Source organism: Rhizobium sp. 10N414 (assembly GCF_056394785.1).
This window is the reverse complement of record NZ_JBFTIN010000025.1, coordinates 70788-88637: the sequence shown is the minus strand read 5'-3', so window position 1 is coordinate 88637 and position 17850 is coordinate 70788. Positions and strand designations below refer to the sequence as shown.

At 59.0% G+C, this 17850-nt stretch carries 19 protein-coding genes; 9 read left to right on the top strand and 10 right to left on the bottom strand.

The window, feature by feature from the left end; genetic code table 11:
* The 4 genes from AC1DE4_RS21145 to AC1DE4_RS21130 form a co-directional block, all read right to left on the bottom strand.
* Positions 1-746: amino acid ABC transporter ATP-binding protein (locus AC1DE4_RS21145; RefSeq protein WP_477882789.1), on the bottom strand; the 746-nt coding region annotated here is incomplete at its 3' end.
* 19 nt (positions 747-765) lie between these two features.
* Positions 766-1920, bottom strand: coding sequence for an amino acid ABC transporter permease (locus AC1DE4_RS21140; protein WP_062369563.1), 1155 nt, complete (start codon positions 1918-1920; stop codon positions 766-768).
* Position 1921: 1 nt separating this feature from the next.
* Complete coding sequence (locus AC1DE4_RS21135; protein WP_477882787.1) at positions 1922-3124, bottom strand: amino acid ABC transporter permease; 1203 nt, start codon at positions 3122-3124, stop codon at positions 1922-1924.
* A gap of 91 nt (positions 3125-3215) precedes the next feature.
* Complete coding sequence (locus AC1DE4_RS21130; RefSeq protein ID WP_018859938.1) at positions 3216-4241, bottom strand: amino acid ABC transporter substrate-binding protein; 1026 nt, start codon at positions 4239-4241, stop codon at positions 3216-3218.
* 365 nt (positions 4242-4606) lie between these two features.
* On the opposite strand from AC1DE4_RS21130, the gene AC1DE4_RS21125 reads away from it, so the two are divergent.
* Positions 4607-5797, top strand: a complete 1191-nt coding sequence (locus tag AC1DE4_RS21125) for a cystathionine beta-lyase (protein WP_025659054.1) — start codon at positions 4607-4609, stop codon at positions 5795-5797.
* On the opposite strand, the gene AC1DE4_RS21120 is transcribed toward AC1DE4_RS21125, so the two are convergent.
* Complete coding sequence (locus AC1DE4_RS21120) at positions 5798-6943, bottom strand: FAD-dependent monooxygenase (RefSeq protein WP_477882784.1); 1146 nt, start codon at positions 6941-6943, stop codon at positions 5798-5800.
* Positions 6944-6968: 25 nt separating this feature from the next.
* Positions 6969-7214 carry a zinc-finger domain-containing protein gene (locus AC1DE4_RS21115; protein WP_018859934.1) on the bottom strand — a complete coding sequence of 82 codons (246 nt, stop codon included), beginning with the start codon at positions 7212-7214 and terminating at the stop codon, positions 6969-6971.
* A gap of 155 nt (positions 7215-7369) precedes the next feature.
* On the opposite strand from AC1DE4_RS21115, the gene AC1DE4_RS21110 reads away from it, so the two are divergent.
* The 8 genes from AC1DE4_RS21110 to AC1DE4_RS21075 all read left to right on the top strand — a co-directional run bounded on the left by AC1DE4_RS21110 (position 7370) and on the right by AC1DE4_RS21075 (position 14865).
* Positions 7370-8152: an alpha/beta fold hydrolase gene (locus AC1DE4_RS21110; protein ID WP_025659052.1), complete on the top strand. Its 783-nt coding sequence runs from the start codon at positions 7370-7372 to the stop codon at positions 8150-8152.
* Positions 8153-8264: 112 nt separating this feature from the next.
* Positions 8265-9098 carry a serine O-acetyltransferase gene (cysE, locus tag AC1DE4_RS21105; RefSeq protein ID WP_025659051.1) on the top strand — a complete coding sequence of 278 codons (834 nt, stop codon included), beginning with the start codon at positions 8265-8267 and terminating at the stop codon, positions 9096-9098.
* Positions 9099-9225: 127 nt separating this feature from the next.
* Complete coding sequence (locus AC1DE4_RS21100) at positions 9226-9429, top strand: DUF3126 family protein (RefSeq protein ID WP_007532353.1); 204 nt, start codon at positions 9226-9228, stop codon at positions 9427-9429.
* Positions 9430-9674: 245 nt separating this feature from the next.
* Positions 9675-10097 carry a DUF3597 domain-containing protein gene (locus tag AC1DE4_RS21095; protein ID WP_025659050.1) on the top strand — a complete coding sequence of 141 codons (423 nt, stop codon included), beginning with the start codon at positions 9675-9677 and terminating at the stop codon, positions 10095-10097.
* Between the two features lie 231 nt (positions 10098-10328).
* Positions 10329-10700, top strand: coding sequence for a phasin family protein (locus tag AC1DE4_RS21090; RefSeq protein WP_025659049.1), 372 nt, complete (start codon positions 10329-10331; stop codon positions 10698-10700).
* Between the two features lie 259 nt (positions 10701-10959).
* Complete coding sequence (gene clpS, locus AC1DE4_RS21085) at positions 10960-11313, top strand: ATP-dependent Clp protease adapter ClpS (protein ID WP_008526939.1); 354 nt, start codon at positions 10960-10962, stop codon at positions 11311-11313.
* Between the two features lie 10 nt (positions 11314-11323).
* Positions 11324-13825, top strand: a complete 2502-nt coding sequence (clpA, locus tag AC1DE4_RS21080) for an ATP-dependent Clp protease ATP-binding subunit ClpA (RefSeq protein WP_025659048.1) — start codon at positions 11324-11326, stop codon at positions 13823-13825.
* A 104-nt stretch (positions 13826-13929) separates the two neighbouring features.
* The gene (locus tag AC1DE4_RS21075) at positions 13930-14865 is read left to right on the top strand and encodes a phosphatase PAP2 family protein (RefSeq protein WP_477882781.1); all 936 of its coding nucleotides are present in this window, start codon (positions 13930-13932) and stop codon (positions 14863-14865) included.
* Here AC1DE4_RS21075 and AC1DE4_RS21070 read toward each other — a convergent pair.
* The 4 genes from AC1DE4_RS21070 to AC1DE4_RS21055 all read right to left on the bottom strand — a co-directional run bounded on the left by AC1DE4_RS21070 (position 14862) and on the right by AC1DE4_RS21055 (position 17796).
* Positions 14862-15287, bottom strand: a complete 426-nt coding sequence (locus tag AC1DE4_RS21070; protein WP_025659046.1) for an HIT family protein — start codon at positions 15285-15287, stop codon at positions 14862-14864. The two genes, AC1DE4_RS21075 and AC1DE4_RS21070, sit on opposite strands and share 4 nt — an antisense overlap.
* A 53-nt stretch (positions 15288-15340) precedes the next feature.
* Positions 15341-16531 (bottom strand): GNAT family N-acetyltransferase, encoded by a 1191-nt coding sequence (locus AC1DE4_RS21065; protein ID WP_477882778.1) that lies wholly within the window; start codon positions 16529-16531, stop codon positions 15341-15343.
* A 78-nt stretch (positions 16532-16609) separates the two neighbouring features.
* The gene (locus AC1DE4_RS21060) at positions 16610-17329 is read right to left on the bottom strand and encodes a glycerophosphodiester phosphodiesterase (protein WP_025659044.1); all 720 of its coding nucleotides are present in this window, start codon (positions 17327-17329) and stop codon (positions 16610-16612) included.
* Positions 17329-17796, bottom strand: coding sequence for a RidA family protein (locus tag AC1DE4_RS21055; protein WP_477882776.1), 468 nt, complete (start codon positions 17794-17796; stop codon positions 17329-17331). The genes AC1DE4_RS21060 and AC1DE4_RS21055 overlap by 1 nt, the downstream gene beginning before the upstream one ends.
* Between the last annotated feature and the right edge of the window lie 54 nt (positions 17797-17850).

Sequence of the window (17850 nt, the reverse complement as noted above, 5' to 3'; positions counted from 1 at the left end):
TTGGTGCGTTCGTGCTGCGGATTGTCGAAGAACTCGGCCGGCGAATTCTGCTCGACGATCTGCCCCTGGTCCATGAAGATGACGCGGTTGGCGACCTGACGCGCAAAGCCCATTTCGTGCGTCACGCAGAGCATCGTCATGCCTTCTTCCGCAAGCCCRACCATGGTCTCCAGAACTTCCTTGATCATTTCTGGGTCGAGCGCCGAGGTCGGTTCATCGAAGAGCATGATCTTCGGGTTCATGCAGAGCGAGCGGGCGATCGCCACGCGCTGCTGCTGACCGCCCGAGAGCTGGCCCGGATACTTGTTGGCCTGTTCCGGGATCTTGACGCGCTTCAGGAAGTGCATGGCGACTTCTTCCGCCTGCTTCTTCGGCATCTTGCGCACCCAGATCGGCGCCAACGTGCAGTTTTCCAGGATCGTCAGGTGCGGGAAGAGGTTGAAGTGCTGGAAGACCATGCCGACTTCGCGGCGCACTTCGTCGATCTTCTTGAGGTCGTTGGTGAGTTCGACGCCATCGACGATGATCTGGCCCTTCTGGTGTTCTTCCAGACGGTTGATGCAGCGGATCATCGTCGACTTGCCGGAGCCCGAAGGGCCGGCGATGACGATGCGTTCGCCACGCATCACTTTCAGATTGATGTCGCGCAGAACGTGAAAATCACCGTACCACTTGTTCATGCCGATGATGTCGACGGCAACGTCGGTTGCCGAAACGGTCATCTTCTTTGGTTGAGCCTCAGCCATGTGTTCGTTCCCTTATCTTTTATCGTTTGTGGCCGGTATCGAGATAGCGTTCCATGAAGCCTGAATAGCGCGACATGCCGAAGCAGAACAGCCAAAAGACGAAGCCAGCGAAAATCAGGCCTGTCAAGGGTGTCACCGCGCTCGCCCAGTTGGCGTCCGTGAAGTTGAAACGGACGATACCGAGCAGGTCGAACATGCCGATGATCGACACCAGCGATGTGTCCTTGAACATGCCGATGAATGTATTGACGATGCCCGGGATGACCAGCTTGATCGCCTGCGGCAGGATGATCAGCCGCATTTTCTGCCAGTAGCCGAGCCCGAGCGAGTCGGCCCCTTCGGACTGGCCCTTCGGGATCGCCTGCAGGCCGCCACGGATAACCTCGGCCATGTAGGCGGAGGCGAAGATCGCCACACCGATCAAGGCGCGGAGCAGCTTGTCGATCGTAAAGCCTGTGGGCAGGAACAGCGGAAGCAATACGCTCGCCATGAACAGCACGGTGATCAGCGGTATGCCGCGAATGATCTCGATGAAGCCGACGCAGACCATCTTGATGACAGGCATCTTCGAGCGGCGTCCGAGTGCCAGGATGATGCCGAATGGCAGCGACACGGCGATGCCGACGAAGGAGAGCACCAACGTCACCATCAGGCCGCCCCAGAGCGGCGTATCCACGATTTCGAGCCCGAGGCCGCCATAAAGCAGCCAGAAGGCAAGAAGCGGCAAGACGGCAAACAGCAGAATGGCGTTGGTGCGCTTGAATGGTGCCTTGGGGATCAGCATAGGCACGAGCAGCAGCACGAACAGGATCCCGACGATTGTCGGACGCCAGCGTTCGTCGAGCGGATATCGACCGAAGACGAACTGGTCGAACTTCGCATTGACGAACGCCCAGCAGGCGCCGCTCCAGCCGTCGGGTTGCGTGCCGCCCTGAACGGTGGTTGCACAGAAGGTGCGATCCGTTCCGCTCCAGACGGCCTGGATGAATAGCCAGTTGATGACGTGCGGCAATGCCCATGCGAGCAAGGCAACGGCCAGAGCCGTCAGGACGACGTCTTTCGGCGTAGCCAGCAGGTTCTTGCGGATCCAGGCCAGAGGCCCGCTTTCGCTACGCGGCGCGGGTTCGGCATCGATGAAATTCGTTCGGACGAACGCTTGGTTGGATGTCGACATCTTATCTCTCCACCAAGGCCATCTTGGCGTTGAACCAGTTCATGAACAGCGATGTGAGGATGCTGATGGCGAGATAGACGACCGCCCAGATGAACACGACTTCAATGGCCTGTCCGGTCTGGTTCAGGATCGTACCGCCGACGGCGACGAGATCCGAAAAGCCAATGGCGATCGCGAGCGACGAGTTCTTCGTCAGATTCAGGTACTGGCTGGTGAGTGGCGGAATGATGATGCGCAAAGCCTGCGGAACCACCACGAGGCGCGTGATACTTGATGGATGCAGGCCCAGTGCGCCGGCGGCCTCGGACTGGCCCTTCGGCACACCGCGAATGCCGGCGCGGACGATTTCGGCAATAAATGCCGCCGTATAGAAGGACAGTGCCAGGAACAACGACATGAATTCCGGGCCGATGACGGAGCCGCCGGTGAGATTGAACTTGCCGGCAACTGGCACATCGAACGAAAGCGGCAGGCCGGACAGCAGGAACACCAGAACGGGCAGGCCGACAATCAGCCCGATGGAAGCCCAGATCGTGTGAAATTGCTTACCGGTTGCGGCCTGACGTTTATGCGCCCAGCGCGCGATTATTGCGGCTGCCACGATCCCAACCAGAAATGCCACGCCAACCGCCCACATGCCTTCACCGAAGATCGGCTTCGGGAAGGCGAGCCCGCGATTGTTGAGAAACATGTTGAGCGGCAGGTGCAGCGACTCTCGCGCGCCTGGCAGAACAGCGAGAACGCCCTGATACCAGAAGAAGATGACGAGCAGCGGCGGGATGTTGCGAAATACCTCGACATACACCGTGCAGAGCTTGGCGATCAGCCAATTGTGCGACAGGCGCCCGATGCCGACGACGAAGCCAATGATCGTGGCCGTAATGATGCCGGTCACCGCGACGAGGGTTGTATTCAAAAATCCGACCACAAGGGCTCGGCGATACGTCGCATCGCTCGAATATTCGATCAGCGACTGGCCGATGTCGAAGCCGGCGCGCCCGCTCAGAAACCCGAAGCCGGAGGCCGTGCCGGCGCGGGCGAGGTTTTGAGCCGTGTTATGGGCAATCCACCACACGAAGCCGACGATGAGCGCGACGGTCAGAACTTGGAAGAAAATGCCCCGAATCCTCGGGTCGTAAGCCACCGACCGGAAACTCCAGCCAGCGCTTTGCACATGTGACGTGTGCATAGCCTCTTGCGTCATGCCGAGTCTTATCCCCTATGAGCCCGTTTTCGGGCTTTTCTCTTTATATAGGGAAGGCGGCTGACCGCCTTCCCAAGTCTTGACCAGCCGCTTAGCGGACCGGCGGAGCGTACTGGATGCCGCCCTTGTTCCACAGCGCGTTCAGACCACGCTCGATCTTGAGCGGGCTGCCTTTGCCGACGTTGCGCTCGAAGACTTCGCCGTAGTTTCCGACGCCCTTGATGATGTTATAAGCCCATTCATTGGTGAGCCCGAGGTCGGTGCCGATCTTGGTATCGGTTTCCGTGCCGAGGAAGCGCTTGATGTCAGGATTGGCCGAGTTCTTCATTTCATCGACGTTCGCCTGGGTGATGCCGAACTCTTCGGCATTGATGAGGGCATAGGCCGTCCACGACACGATGTCGAACCACTGATCGTCACCCTGACGAACGGCCGGGGCGAGCGGCTCCTTCGAGATGATTTCCGGAAGGATCATGTGCTCGTCTGGGTTCTTCAGCGTCAGACGCAGCGAGTAGAGGCCGGACTGGTCAGTCGTGTAGACGTCGCAGCGACCAGCGTCATAGGCCGCGTTGACCTCTTCAAGCTTCTCGAAAACGACCGGATTGTACTGGAGGTTGTTGGACTTGAAATAGTCGGCAAGGTTCAGTTCCGTCGTCGTGCCGGACTGGACGCAGATGGCAGCACCGGACAGCTCAAGTGCCGACTTCACGTTCAGGCTCTTGCGGACCATGAAGCCCTGGCCGTCGTAGTAGGTGATCGGGCGGAAGTTGAAGCCTTGCGCGGTGTCGCGGTTGATCGTCCAGGTGGTGTTACGCGATAGAAGGTCGACTTCGCCCGACTTCAGCGCCGGGAAACGGTCCTTGGCCGACAGCGGCGTGTACTTCACCTTGGCCGGGTCGCCGAAGACGGCCGAAGCAACTGCCTTGCAGAAGTCGACGTCGAAGCCGGCCCAGTTGCCGGAAGCGTCAGGTTGCGCGAAACCGAGAAGGCCGGTGTTGACGCCGCACTGAATGAAACCCTTTGCCTTCACGTCTTCGAGCGTGGTGGCAGAAGCTGCAGAAGCGCCAACTCCGAAAACTGCTGCGCCGATGGCGACCGACAGAAGCTTAATCTTCATTTTTCCCAACCTTTTCCTTTGTCTTATCTTTCTGTGGGAGCGCTCGCGAAGCAGGCAAACCTCCCAGATGACCCGACACCCTCCCGGCGCGAGTTGGTGCTATCACAGTCGCAAATGTCACTATGGTCAAGTGTCGCGATGAAAGATTGCGTGATATTTCGGCAATTCACTAATTGAGGCGCATAAAATGCGCAGATGGCTATCGAAATGGCAGCATCTTGCCAAAAAAAACCGCGCAAAACCGCTGATATATCTGAGGAATTTGCATGGCAGGGATGCTGTGCGAGTGCTGTCTACGGGGTTGACCGATCGTTTTGCGCGGTCCAAGAGTTTGGCTGCATCCCACCGCCAAAGGCATTTCCGATATGATAGATAAAGAAGGCCTGCTTCAGAACGCCGGCATCAACACGCGCCTTTCCCACCTCGGCAACGATCCGGCCGAATACCACGGTTTCGTCAATCCGCCCGTTGTCCACGCCTCCACGGTCCTCTTTCCAAATGCGAGGACGATGGAGACACGGGGACAGAAGTATACGTATGCAACGCGCGGTACCCCGACGACGGATGCGCTTTGCGAGGCGATCGATGCGCTGGAAGGGTCCGCTGGGACTATCCTCGTGCCCTCGGGCCTTGCAGCTGTTACCGTCCCGTTCCTGGCGTTCCTGTCGGCCGGTGACCATGCGTTGATCGTCGATTCGGTCTATGGACCGACCCGTCATTTCTGCGACACGATGCTGAAGCGTCTCGGTGTAGAAGTAGACTATTACGATCCGCTGGTCGGTGCGGGCATCGAAGCGCTGATCAAGCCGAACACCAAGCTCGTTCATACGGAAGCGCCTGGCTCGAATACCTTCGAAATGCAGGACATTCCGGCGATTGCCGCGGTCGCCCACAAGCAAGGGGCCGTGGTAACGATGGATAACACCTGGGCGACGCCTGTTTATTTCAGGCCGCTCGACTTCGGTGTCGATGTCTCGATTCACGCCGCCACCAAATACCCGTCCGGGCACTCGGACATCCTGATGGGAACAGTCTCGGCAAACGCCAAATACTGGCCGCAGCTGCACGAAGCGAACATTACGCTCGGCATTTGCGGAGCGCCTGACGACGCCTATCAGATCCTGCGTGGATTGCGGACCATGGGCGTGCGCCTGGAGCGACACTATGAAAGTGCGCTCACGATCGCCAAATGGCTGGAGGGCAGGGAGGACGTCGCCAAGGTGCTGCATCCGGCGCTGCCGAGCTTCCCGTCGCACGAATTGTGGAAGCGCGATTTCAAGGGCGCGAGCGGCATCTTCTCTTTCGTGCTTGCCGTGGACGCGCCGGAAAAATTCAAGGTCAAGGCGCACGCCTTCCTCGACGCGCTGCAAATCTTCGGCCTGGGTTGGTCATGGGGCGGGTTCGAGAGCCTCGCGCTTCACGTCAACCTGAGCGATCGCCGTATCTGCAAGGCGCCCGCCGAGGGGCCGGTCATGCGTCTGCAGATCGGGCTTGAGGATGTCGTCGATATCAAGGCCGATATCGAGCGCGGTTTCGCCGCGGCAAAAGCCGTCTGATCAAGTGCCGGCGCGGTAGCCGTAAATCCAGTCGAGATCCGCCGCGAGACTTTGCGGCGGCCGCAGCGCCAGAACGATGTCCCGGCCGATGCGCATCGGCCCGCGGGCGTGATAGGCAAACTGGTTGAATGCACCGCGCTGGCGCAGCCGCGCAATCCGCGGCGTGCGATGCGCTTCGAACAACCGCAGGGCTTCGGCGACGGGATGCGACGGGGCAAACAGCGCAAGCTCGTAAGCGTCTTCGATTGCCATTGCGGCACCCTGCGCCGCGAAAGGCATCATTGCGTGTGCGGCGTCGCCGATGAGGACGCAGTTGTGGCCGTCGTGCCAACGCCCGTTCGTCGTTTCGTACAAGGGCCAGAAGGTGACGTCGCCTGTCTTGGCGAATAGTTCGACGATCGCAGGATGCCACCGAGAAAAACGCGACAGCAGTTGCTGACGCTGGGCTTCCGTCGGCTGGTTGGTCCAGTCGTGCGATGCGGCATTGCCGGCGGTGATCGCCACCATATTGAAACGGTTGGCTTCCCTGAGCGGATAACACACGAGATGCGCTGAGGGACCAAGGATGGCAGAGACGCTCGTCCGTCCAAGAAAGGCGGGCGCATTTGCGGCGTCAACGGTGAAACGGTAGGCGATGTTGCCGGAGAACCGCGGCGAGGGGCTGCCTTCGATGCTTTCCCGAACCTGCGACCAGACGCCGTCGGCGCCAATCAGAAGGTCTGCTTGGCGGTCTGACAATGGCCGGCCCTTGATCTGCGCGCCTAGATGCATCTGGCAGAGCGGCTCGTTGGTGACGGCGTCGAGCAGGGTTTGCTGCAGCGTGGAGCGATGCAGGACGCCGTAGGGAGCACCCCAGCGGGCGCGTGCAAAGCTCCCGGCGGGAACGGCTGCCAGCAGGCGCAGTGGGGTTCCGGATATCAGCTGGATGGAGTCCGGCTCGAGCCAGGCGTCGGTCAGGCGCGCGAGTACTCCCAACTCGGCCAGAATGCGTGACGCATTGGGCGAAATCTGCAGACCGGCGCCGACCTCGGTCAGTTCCGGCGCCTGCTCGAAAATCTCGGAACTGATGCCGCGCCGTGCCAAAGCAAGTGCAGCTGTAAGGCCCGCTATGCCCGCGCCAACGATGGCGGCATGTTTAGCCGGCATAGGCTTTCCGATCTCGAAATGGGTATCAGGCGGCCTTGACGTGGAAGACGCAGCCAGCCGGATTGGTCTGGGTTGCCTTCAGCGCACCATTGAAACGGTAGAGGGTCGAGCAGTAGGAGCAGACCTTCTCGTTCTCATCGCCCATGTCGATGAAGATGTGGGGATGATCGAACGGAACGGAGGCACCGGTGCACATGAACTCTTTCACGCCGACTTCGATAACGCGGTGTCCGCCGTCGTTCTGGAAGTGGGGAATGTTGTGGCCGGCCATGTCTGTCTCCGAATGCTTTGTAACGTGCGCGGACCTTATAGTCCTTCACCGCAAATGTGTAGAGCCAAAGAGCGCTCGGACGCACAGTTTTTGCACCTGCGAGGGTTTCAGTTCTCTGACCTATAAAATATGGTCCGGCAAAAAAGGACAGTCCGATGAACTTGAATACGCCCGCTTTTTCCAGCTTGACGCATGATGGGCTGAAGCTTGCCTTCTTCGATGAAGGCGATCCGGGCGGCGCTCCCGTGCTGTTGATCCACGGTTTTGCTTCCAGCGCCAACGTCAACTGGGTTCATCCCGGCTGGCTGAAGACCCTGGGCGACGAGGGCTACCGAGTCATAGCTATCGACAACCGCGGACACGGTGCAAGCGACAAGCCAAGGGATGCCGAGGCCTACCGTCCCTGGCATATGGCAAGCGATGCGATTGCGCTGCTTGATCACCTTGGGATTCCGGAAGCCAACCTGATGGGCTACTCGATGGGAGCCCGCATTTCCGTTTTTGCGGCACTTGCGCACCCCGACCGGGTCCGCTCGCTGGTCCTCGGCGGTCTTGGGATCGGCATGACGGATGGTGTCGGCGATTGGGATCCGATTGCGGATGCCTTGCTGGCTCCGTCGCTCGACGATGTCTCTCATGATCGCGGACGCATGTTCCGGGCCTTCGCCGATCAGACGAAGAGTGACCGTGACGCACTCGCCGCCTGTATCAAGGGATCTCGCGACCTCGTGGCACGCTCCGACATGGCGAAAATCGAGGCGCCGACCTTGATCGGCGTTGGAACGAAGGACGACATTGCGGGTTCAGCCCAGGAACTGGCTGCGCTGATGCCGCATGCCCAGGCGCTTGATATTCCCGGCCGCGATCACATGCTGGCCGTCGGAGACCGGGTTTTTAAGAAGGCGGTGCTGGAGTTTTACGCCAAAGTCGCCGGATAGTGACTTGCCTCCATGCCGGTGCTGCGGGACAAAGGATTCCCCAAGTGCCCATTTATGTTAACAGGTTTTTGCCCTATATAGAGCCGAGCCTACGCATACGAGGAGACCTTTCATGGTCGCAAAGACAGACATTCGCTCTCTTGAGACTGGCAATCCTCTCAAGGTGATGGATCCGATCTGGGACAGCCTGCGAGAGGAAGCGCGTGTTGCCGCGGAAACCGATCCGGTGCTGGCCGCATTTCTCTATTCGACCGTGCTGAATTATCGGTCGCTCGAAGAGTGCGTGATCTACCGCATCTGTGAACGTCTCGATCATCCGGACATGCAAGCGATCCTGCTGCGCCAGACCTTCGATCAGATGCTGGAGGATTGGCCGGAGTGGAGCGCGATCCTGCGGGTCGACATTCAGGCGATCTACGACCGAGACCCCGCATGCCTGCGTTTCATGGAAGCCGTGCTCTATTTCAAGGGATTCCACGCGCTGCAGACGCACCGCCTGGCGCATTGGCTGCTGAACCGCGGCCGCCGCGATCTGGCGCTCTATCTGCAGAGCAGATCCTCGAGCGTGTTCCAGACCGACATCAATCCCGCAGCGCGTATCGGCAGGGGCATTTTCCTTGACCATGCCACCGGGTTGGTCGTCGGCGAAACCGCTGTGATCGGCGACAACGTGTCGATCCTGCATGGTGTCACCCTTGGCGGCACCGGCAAGGAAGGCTCGGATCGGCATCCGAAGATCGGCAGCGGTGTCCTGATCGGCGCCGGCGCCAAGATTCTTGGCAACATCGAGGTTGGTTATTGCTCGCGCATTGCCGCTGGCTCTGTCGTGCTGAAGGCAGTGCCGCCGAAGACGACCGTGGCGGGCGTGCCGGCCAAAGTGGTCGGAGAAGCCGGGTGTTCGGAACCGTCGCGAATTATGGATCAGGTGATCGGCGCGGATATCTGAGCCGCTTACCGTCTTAACAGTACGACATATCGGCGGGGATAGCGTTCGCGCGTCTGTCCCCGCGCCTTTACAGCGCCGTCTTTCCCATGCAAGAAGCGGCCAACCGAGACCGCTCAGGAGATGCAGTGTGAAGCCCGAAGAAATCAAGAAGCTCGACGCCTATTTCAAGCGCACGTTCAACCCGCAGGTGATCGTCAAGGCACGCCCGCGAAAGAACGATTCCGCGGAAGTCTATCTCGGCGAAGAATTTCTGGGTGTCGTCTATATCGATGACGAGGACGGCGACCGCTCCTATAATTTCTCGATGGCAATCCTCGACGTTGATCTTTGATTTGTGATTGACGGGCGGCCTCGCCGCCCGTCTGCCATGTCGCGCCCGCGAGCGGCTGGCTTCTCAAGGCAAGTCGCTCGATCGATCTGCAGCGCGGCTCAGGCCTTGATCCCGCAAACCTCCGATTGTTTCTTTTCGCAGGGCAATCTTAGCGGAAAAATAGGCTGCCTTCTCTGGACCACTCCGTCGAATGCTCCATCTCCTCTTCTGAGCATGTGCTCTGGCGCTAAGGAGGGATGCTGAGAATGGGTATTTTCGACAAGATCAAGCACGCGATTTTTGGTGAAGCCGTGGCCGCTCCGGTCACACCGTCCGCGACACCCACGCCACCGCCGACCGCAGCAGCGCCAAGCGCCGCGCCCTCAGCCCCATCGCAGCCGACACCGGCCACCGCTTCGCCCGCCGCAGCTGCGATCGATATCGTGCCGCTGCTCGATGCCGCTGTGAAGAAGAGCGGACAGAAGCTGGATTGGCGCCGTTCGATCGTCGATCTTATGAAGGCTGTCGGTATGGACGCGAGCCTTGCTGAGCGCAAGGAACTTGCGGCAGAGCTTGGCTTTACCGGCGATCCGCACGACACCGCCACCATGAACATGTTCCTGCACAAGGCATTGATGAAACGGCTTGCCGAGAATGGCGGAAGAGTTCCGGCAGACCTCCTTGATTGACAGCTCAATGCTGGCGGCGCCGCACCGAAATTCTTCGAAAGCTCTTGGTTGCGGCGCTCCTGATATATTTTAGCAAAATCAACTATTGGAGATGGTGCCGTTGTGTCCTGCCCGAAGAAAACAGGCGTGGATGCAAGTTAGGGTTGTTTTGCAATGCACAATCGTGCTTGACTATTTGTGCGTTGCAGCTACGCTTCATCCTGCTTGCAAAGGCCAAGGAGGATGATGGTCATGTTGAATTTCGATGACGCCAACCGGAAGAGCAAGGAAGCCATGGATACCATGCTGAAAAGCTATTCGGACACAGCCAAGGGCTTCCAGGCGATTGCCGCTGAAGCCGTGGAGTATTCCAAGAAGTCCTTTCAGGACACGGTCACACATTTTGAAAGTCTTTCCGGAGCACGCAGCTTTGAAGCTGCCTTCGAGTTGCAGACCAACTATGTGAAAAGCGCATACGAGAACTTCGTGAGCGAGGCGACCAAGCTCGGCGAAATGTATTCCGATCTCGCCAAAAGCGCTTACAAACCATACGAAGCGCCTGTTGCTGCAGCGACCGCGAAGGCGACGAAAGCAGCCACAGTTGTCGCGCCCGCAGCGGCGTAACGATAGGCGGCAATCGCCGCATAGCCCTTGAAAATCGAGGACCGGCTACGCATCTGCGGCCGGTCTTTTCTTTTTTCGCGACGTCCGTCATCTGCTTTCGCCAGTTTCTGTGTCTTTGCGTCGGCACCGGCCGAAATGTGATTGCAGTGTGAAACGAGGGGCTTAAAATCGCGCAAGGATGGACTAAGTTAGTAGTTCGAATATTCGGTGGGTAATCACGCCTCCCAGGCCCACCGGAATGATCGAGGAATGATAGAAAATGATCGCCAAGCCGATCCGGATGCAAAACGACAGCGAAAGGAACGGGGACAACGGAAATCGCGGAACCTCGGTCATCACGCGCACGAAGCCAAAGACCAAGAAGCCCAATCTCTACCGCGTGCTGCTCCTGAATGACGATTACACACCCATGGAATTTGTCATTCATATCCTCGAGCGTTTTTTTCAGAAGGATCGTGAAAGTGCCACCCGCATCATGCTCCACGTCCACAACCACGGCGTCGGTGAATGCGGGATATTTACATACGAGGTGGCGGAGACGAAGGTGAGCCAGGTGATGGACTTCGCCCGACAGCACCAGCATCCGCTGCAATGCGTCATGGAAAAGAAGTGAGGATCTGAACGTGCCAACATTTTCGCCTAGTCTTGAGAAGGCGCTCCATCAGGCACTGACCTTTGCCAACGAGCGGCATCATGAATATGCCACGCTCGAGCATTTGCTGCTCGCCCTGATCGACGATGCCGATGCGGCCGCGGTCATGGGTGCCTGCAATGTCGACCTCGACGCGCTGCGCAAAACGCTTGTTGAATATGTCGATAACGAACTTTCCAATTTGGTCACTGGCTATGACGAGGATTCCAAGCCGACATCAGGCTTCCAGCGTGTCATCCAGCGAGCGGTGATCCATGTGCAGTCTTCCGGTCGCGAAGAGGTTACGGGGGCAAACGTCCTTGTTGCCATTTTCGCCGAGCGCGAGAGCCATGCTGCCTACTTCCTGCAGGAGCAGGAAATGACCCGCTACGACGCCGTCAACTATATCTCGCACGGGATCGGCAAGCGGCCGGGCTCGTCCGAGTCCCGTCCGCCGCGTGGCGCGGACGACGGCGAGTCCGAGAGCAAGCCGGCTTCTCGCAACAGCGGTGATCAGGAGGAGGGCGGTCCGAAGAAACAGCAGGACGCCCTGAAGGCCTACTGCGTGAACCTCAACGAGAAAGCCAAAAGCGGCAAGATCGATCCGCTGATCGGCCGCCAGGCTGAAGTCAACCGCACCATCCAGGTTCTGTGCCGTCGCTCGAAGAATAACCCGCTCTACGTCGGTGATCCCGGCGTCGGCAAGACGGCGATTGCCGAGGGCCTTGCCAAGCGCATCGTCGAGGGCAAGGTGCCGGAAGCGCTGGCCGATGCCACCATCTTCTCGCTGGATATGGGCACGCTGCTGGCCGGCACACGCTATCGCGGCGATTTCGAGGAGCGCCTGAAGCAGGTCGTCAAGGAACTGGAAGAATATCCGGGCGCCGTGCTGTTCATCGACGAGATCCACACCGTCATCGGGGCGGGTGCGACGTCGGGCGGCGCGATGGATGCATCGAACCTGCTGAAGCCGGCTCTGTCCTCGGGCGCGATCCGCTGCATCGGTTCGACCACCTATAAGGAATACCGCCAGTTCTTCGAGAAGGACCGTGCCCTGGTTCGTCGTTTCCAGAAGATCGACGTCAATGAACCTTCGATCGACGATGCGATCGAGATCATGAAGGGCCTGAAGCCTTACTTCGAGGAATATCATCACCTGCGTTATTCGAACGAAGCGATCAAGACCGCCGTCGAGCTGTCCGCCCGTTACATTTCGGACCGCAAGCTGCCTGACAAGGCAATCGATGTGATCGATGAGACTGGTGCTGCTCAGATGCTGCTGCCGCCGTCCAAGCGCCGCAAGCTGATCACCGAGAAGGAGATTGAGGCGACGGTCGCGACGATGGCGCGAATCCCGCCGAAGACAGTGTCGAAGGACGACGAAGCCGTTCTTGCCAATCTCGAGCAGGAACTGCGCTCGGTCGTCTACGGCCAGGACAATGCGATCGAAGCGTTGTCGACGTCGATCAAGCTCGCCCGTGCGGGCCTGCGTGAACCGAACAAGCCGATTGGCTCCTACGTCTTTTCCGGCCCGACAGGCGTCGGCAAGACCGAGGTTGCAAAGCAGCTGGCGTCGTCTTTGGGTGTTGAGCTTCTGCGCTTCGACATGTCCGAGTACATGGAGCGGCACACGGTATCGCGCCTGCTCGGTGCACCTCCCGGCTATGTCGGCTTCGACCAGGGCGGTCTCCTGACCGATGGCGTTGACCAGCATCCGCATTGCGTTGTGCTGCTCGATGAGATCGAGAAGGCGCATCCCGACATCTACAACATCCTGTTGCAGGTGATGGACCACGGCGCGCTGACGGACCACAACGGCAAGAAGATCGACTTCCGCAACGTCATCCTGATCATGACGACCAACGCGGGCGCATCGGAGATGGCCAAGGCCGCGATTGGCTTCGGGTCGTCCAAGCGGACAGGCGAAGACGAAGAGGCGCTGACCCGCCTGTTCACGCCCGAGTTCCGCAACCGCCTCGACGCGATCATCCCGTTCGCGGCGCTGCCGACGGAAGTCATCTACAAGGTCGTGCAGAAGTTCATCATGCAGCTCGAAGCACAGCTTTCCGAACGGAACGTCACCTTCGATCTGCACAAGGACGCCATCGCCTGGCTGGCCGAGAAGGGTTACGACGACAAGATGGGTGCTCGCCCGCTTGCCCGCGTCATCCAGGACGTCATCAAGAAGCCGCTTGCCAACGAGATCCTCTTCGGCAAGCTGCGCAAGGGCGGCGTCGTCAACGTCACGGTCGGTCCGAAGGAAGATGGCAAGCCCGGCATCATCCTCGAAGCTGTGTCGGACAGCGCTCCGATCAAGCCGAAGCCGGAAGCCGAAGTCGTCCATTCCGAGGCCGATGATGAGGATGACGGCGAGTTGAAGACGAAGGCCCGCCCGAGAAAGGCAACGGCCAAGAAGGCGAAGGCAGCAGCCGAACCGGTAACCAAGAGCTTGCCCAAGAAGGGAAGCGCGGTTCCGAGGGTTCCGAAGAAGTAAACTGAGCAAAAGGCGGCCGAAGGCCGCCTTTTGTCTTTCCACTAGCGGTTGCTTAGACGATTCTTAAGTGAACCGGCTTTATATCGGCTCCAGCAAGGAGCCTTATGATGGTGTTTCTGCCGGCTGAACGTTTCATTGTTTTCATCATCGCGACCTTGGCACTTCTTGATGCCTGCCTGTTGTTGTTGAAGGGCGTTGGCATAGACTTTGTAGGATATGCGAGCCTCATTGCTTGCGGCGCGTTCCTGGTTGCCCTTGGCCAATTTTATCGGCGTGTCCGCCACAATGACCGGATCGCGGCACCGGCGACCGCTGCGGGTCTCTTCGTGCTCTTCACGATTGCCGGTTCTATCTTCAACTATCTGTTGTTGCCTTCCTACTTCGCGCAGATTGACGGCACGCTAACGCAGATCGACGGCATGCTTGGGTATTCCTGGCCCGCTATCGTCGAATGGGCTGCGCGCCATCCGTTGGTTGGTCTCGTGTTGTACGCGGTCTACACGAGTTCGCTGATGCAGCTGTTGGGCGTGATCCTGGTTCTTGGTTTTTCTGGAAGAACAACGAGACTGCAGCATTTTCTGCTGACGGGAGTTATCGGGGCGCTGCTGGCAATCATGTTCTGGTTTTTCTTGCCGTCGATCGGTCCCGCTGCATTCCAGCGGCTCCCTCGGCAGGTCGTCGAGGCAATGCCGCTGGCTGTTAGTCCCGCCTATGGAACGGAACTCGGCCGCGTGTTGCGCGAAGGAAGCACTTATCTGACGCCAGCCAATGTGCTCGGCCTGATCGCATTCCCTTCCTTCCACATGGTCATGGCGTGCATGTCGGTCTGCTTCCTTGCCCGTGTCCGGTTCGTCTTCGTTCCAGCGGCCATCCTGAATGCGCTGATGATGCCCGCAATTCTCGTACACGGAGGGCATCATCTGGTCGATCTTGTCGGCGGTGGTGTGACCTTTGCTATCGCCTATGCACTGGCGCGATCTCTACTTGAGAAGGCGACGCCGGCGGATGCGCAAAATTCAACAATACGGCTGGCGGACTAGAGCTCAGCCTTAATCTTCTCCGCGTTCGCCGCGAGTACGGCATTGTCTTCCATCTGCCCGGAATGCGGACGCAGGGCCGTACCTTCATAACGCGGGATTATGTGGAAGTGCAGGTGAAAGACGGTCTGGCCGGCGGCTGGTTCGTTGAACTGGCAGACGAAGACGCCGTCGGCGTCGAAGGCTTCCTTGACGGCATTGGCGATCTTCTGGACGACGGGGATGGTCTTGGCGAGAACGGTCGGATCCGCATCGAGCAGGTTGCGTGACGCCGCCTTGGGAAGGACAAGCACATGGCCCGGAGCCTGCGGCATCACATCCATGAAGGCGATCGTGTCGCTGTCTTCGTAAATGCGGTGCGAGGGAATTTCGCCACGCAGGATCTTGGCGAAAATGTTGTTGCTGTCGTAGGCGGCGCTGGTCATACGAACTCTCCTCGTTGCTGCTGTGATCGCGTAGCGCGGCAGGGGCGAAAGCGTCAATCCTCCTGCTGGCGCTCGCCCTTTCGAAACGGGCTGTGCTCCGTCAGGATCTCGTTCATGTGCTCTACGTCGTCACGCTCGCGCTCGAGATAGTCGGCTATCGCCCGCCGCAACCCAGCATGAGCAACATAATGCGCGGAGTGAGTTGTCACCGGCAGGTAACCTCGTGCTAGCTTGTGCTCGCCCTGGGCGCCGGCTTCCACCCGTTTGAGGCCTTTCGCCAATGCAAAGTCGACTGCCTGATGATAGCAGACTTCGAAATGCAGGAACGGATGGTCCTCGATGCAGCCCCAATGACGGCCATATAGCGTATCGCCGCCGATGAAGTTGATCGCACCGGCAATATAGCGACCGTCACGCTTTGCCATGACGAGCAGGATGTCATCGGGCATGCGCTCGCCGATCAGGGAGTAGAACTTGCGCGTCAGGTAAGGCCGGCCCCATTTTCGTCCGCCCGTGTCCATATAGAATTCGAAGAACTGATCCCAGATCCGTTCTGTCAGATCGCGACCGGTCAGCCAATCAATTTCAATGCCCTGTTCGAGTGCGGTGCGGCGTTCCTTGCGAAGTGCTTTGCGCTTGCGCGACGCGAGCGTTTCCAGAAACTCATCGTGATTGGCGTAGCCTTCGTTGATGAAGTGGAACTGCTGATCCGTCCTGTGCAGGTAGTCCTCATCTTCGAAGATGCCGATCTCGTCTTCGGGCACGAATGTGATGTGGGCGGAAGAGACGCCAAGCCGTCGCACGACCTCCTTGAGGCTCTCGGCAATGGCGTGCTGGATCGGCAGGCGCTGCAGACCTTCGGCGACAAGCAGGCGCGGGCCGGTCGCAGGGGTAAAGGGGATGGAGCATTGCAGCTTCGGATAGTAGCGTCCGCCGGCTCGTTCGAAAGCATCGGCCCAGCCGTGGTCGAAAACATATTCTCCCTGGCTGTGGTTCTTGAGATAACCGGGCAGGGCGCCGATGAGTTCGCCTTTGTCGGTTTCCAATAGAAGATGATGACCCATCCAGCCGGTTTGTGCGGTCGCCGAACCTGATTCCTCCAGCGAAGACAGGAAAGCATGCGACACGAACGGATTGTAGGCGAGAACGCTGCCTTTGCGGGAGGCCCCGGAAAGCTGAGACCAGCTCTCCGGGGAAATCGCGGTGAAAGACCGCTCGATGCGGATTGAAAGTTCGTCTGTCATGGAGCGAATGCGAGACCGTTTGGGAGGAAAATAGGGCTCACCAACAGTCTGAGCATGATCTTGTCCAAAAAGCGAGCGTCAAACCGAAACGCGCGGATCGAATCCTTCGAACGTCATCTGATCGGCATTCTCGAAGGTATGCTTTCGCCCCTTTTCGTCGCGGACGGTCCAGGTGATGACAACCATGCCCTTTTCGCGCTGGGCGGTTATGAACGGGTTCGGCAGGTCGGCGACGAAATAGGAAATGAAGTCAAGGCCGAGTTTAATCGCCTTTTCATGCACTTCGAATTCTTCCGGCTTGTTGCCGCCTGCCGTCAGCCCGAGAGGATAGGGGGCATTGAGCGCCTTCAGATCGCGAAGCAGCCAGTGGTCGAAGCTCATGAGGGCGACCTTACCTTCATAGCCCTCAAGCACTTCGAGAACTGCTTCGGCAAAGCCCTCGTCATCGGCCTCGCGGCCTTTCAGCTCGATGACCAAGGGAACCTGACCCTTCACGAGATCGAGCAGCTGCCGCAGCGTCGGGATCTTGTCGGTCGTCCCGCCGACGGAGATGAGACCGAGCTCCTTGGACGTGCGTTCGCGCACGTCTCCCTTCAGATTGCACAGACGCTCCAAATCCTCGTCATGGAAGACAACAGGAACGCCGTCGGACGCATAGTGCAGATCGCACTCGATCGCGAATCCTGCATCGACTGCGCGCGTGAAGGCGGAGAGTGTGTTTTCCCAGACCGTCTTGTTGAGGTCATGATAGCCGCGATGGGCGACCGGTTGCTCCTTGAGCCATACTGCTGAGGTCATCAGGCAATTTCCACGATCGCATCGATTTCGACAGCGGCGTTCATCGGCAACGCGGCCATGCCGACGGCGGCGCGCGCATGCTTTCCGGCCTCGCCAAGCACGCCCGCAATCAGGTTGGAGGCGCCATTGATGACGAGGTGCTGTTCGACGAAATCAGGAGTTGAGGCCACGAAGCCGTTGAGCTTGATGACGCGCTTGATGCGACCGAGATCGCCGCCGAGGGCAGCGCTTGCTTGGGCGAGGATGTTGATGGCGCAGAGTTCCGCGGCGCGCTGGCCGGTTGYGACGTCTACATTCTTGCCCAGGTGACCGAGAACAGCAATCTTTCCGCCCTCGAGCGGCAGCTGTCCGGAGATGTAGAGAAGGTTCCCGCTGATGACGTAGGGGACGTAGTTGGCGGCCGGTGCAGCAGCCTCAGGCAGGGATATCCCCATTTCTTTCAGGCGCGCAGCGATTTGATCGGGCATTTTCCTCTCCGCTTTTATTGTCAATAGTTCTAAAATTATGCATCAAGGCTTGGA

Bases quoted from the DNA above. Each gene is read 5' to 3' on its own strand.
- AC1DE4_RS21125 (WP_025659054.1), top strand. From the start codon at position 4,607: ATGATAGATAAAGAAGGCCTGCTTCAGAACGCCGGCATCAACACGCGC.
- AC1DE4_RS21065 (WP_477882778.1), bottom strand. From the start codon at position 16,531: ATGACAGACGAACTTTCAATCCGCATCGAGCGGTCTTTCACCGCGATT.
- AC1DE4_RS21095 (WP_025659050.1), top strand. From the start codon at position 9,675: ATGGGTATTTTCGACAAGATCAAGCACGCGATTTTTGGTGAAGCCGTG.
- AC1DE4_RS21060 (WP_025659044.1), bottom strand. From the start codon at position 17,329: ATGACCTCAGCAGTATGGCTCAAGGAGCAACCGGTCGCCCATCGCGGC.
- AC1DE4_RS21130 (WP_018859938.1), bottom strand. From the start codon at position 4,241: ATGAAGATTAAGCTTCTGTCGGTCGCCATCGGCGCAGCAGTTTTCGGA.
- AC1DE4_RS21115 (WP_018859934.1), bottom strand. From the start codon at position 7,214: ATGGCCGGCCACAACATTCCCCACTTCCAGAACGACGGCGGACACCGC.
- AC1DE4_RS21075 (WP_477882781.1), top strand. From the start codon at position 13,930: ATGATGGTGTTTCTGCCGGCTGAACGTTTCATTGTTTTCATCATCGCG.
- AC1DE4_RS21140 (WP_062369563.1), bottom strand. From the start codon at position 1,920: ATGTCGACATCCAACCAAGCGTTCGTCCGAACGAATTTCATCGATGCC.
- AC1DE4_RS21120 (WP_477882784.1), bottom strand. From the start codon at position 6,943: ATGCCGGCTAAACATGCCGCCATCGTTGGCGCGGGCATAGCGGGCCTT.
- AC1DE4_RS21110 (WP_025659052.1), top strand. From the start codon at position 7,370: ATGAACTTGAATACGCCCGCTTTTTCCAGCTTGACGCATGATGGGCTG.
- clpS (WP_008526939.1), top strand. From the start codon at position 10,960: ATGATCGCCAAGCCGATCCGGATGCAAAACGACAGCGAAAGGAACGGG.
- cysE (WP_025659051.1), top strand. From the start codon at position 8,265: ATGGTCGCAAAGACAGACATTCGCTCTCTTGAGACTGGCAATCCTCTC.
- AC1DE4_RS21135 (WP_477882787.1), bottom strand. From the start codon at position 3,124: ATGACGCAAGAGGCTATGCACACGTCACATGTGCAAAGCGCTGGCTGG.
- AC1DE4_RS21070 (WP_025659046.1), bottom strand. From the start codon at position 15,287: ATGACCAGCGCCGCCTACGACAGCAACAACATTTTCGCCAAGATCCTG.
- AC1DE4_RS21090 (WP_025659049.1), top strand. From the start codon at position 10,329: ATGTTGAATTTCGATGACGCCAACCGGAAGAGCAAGGAAGCCATGGAT.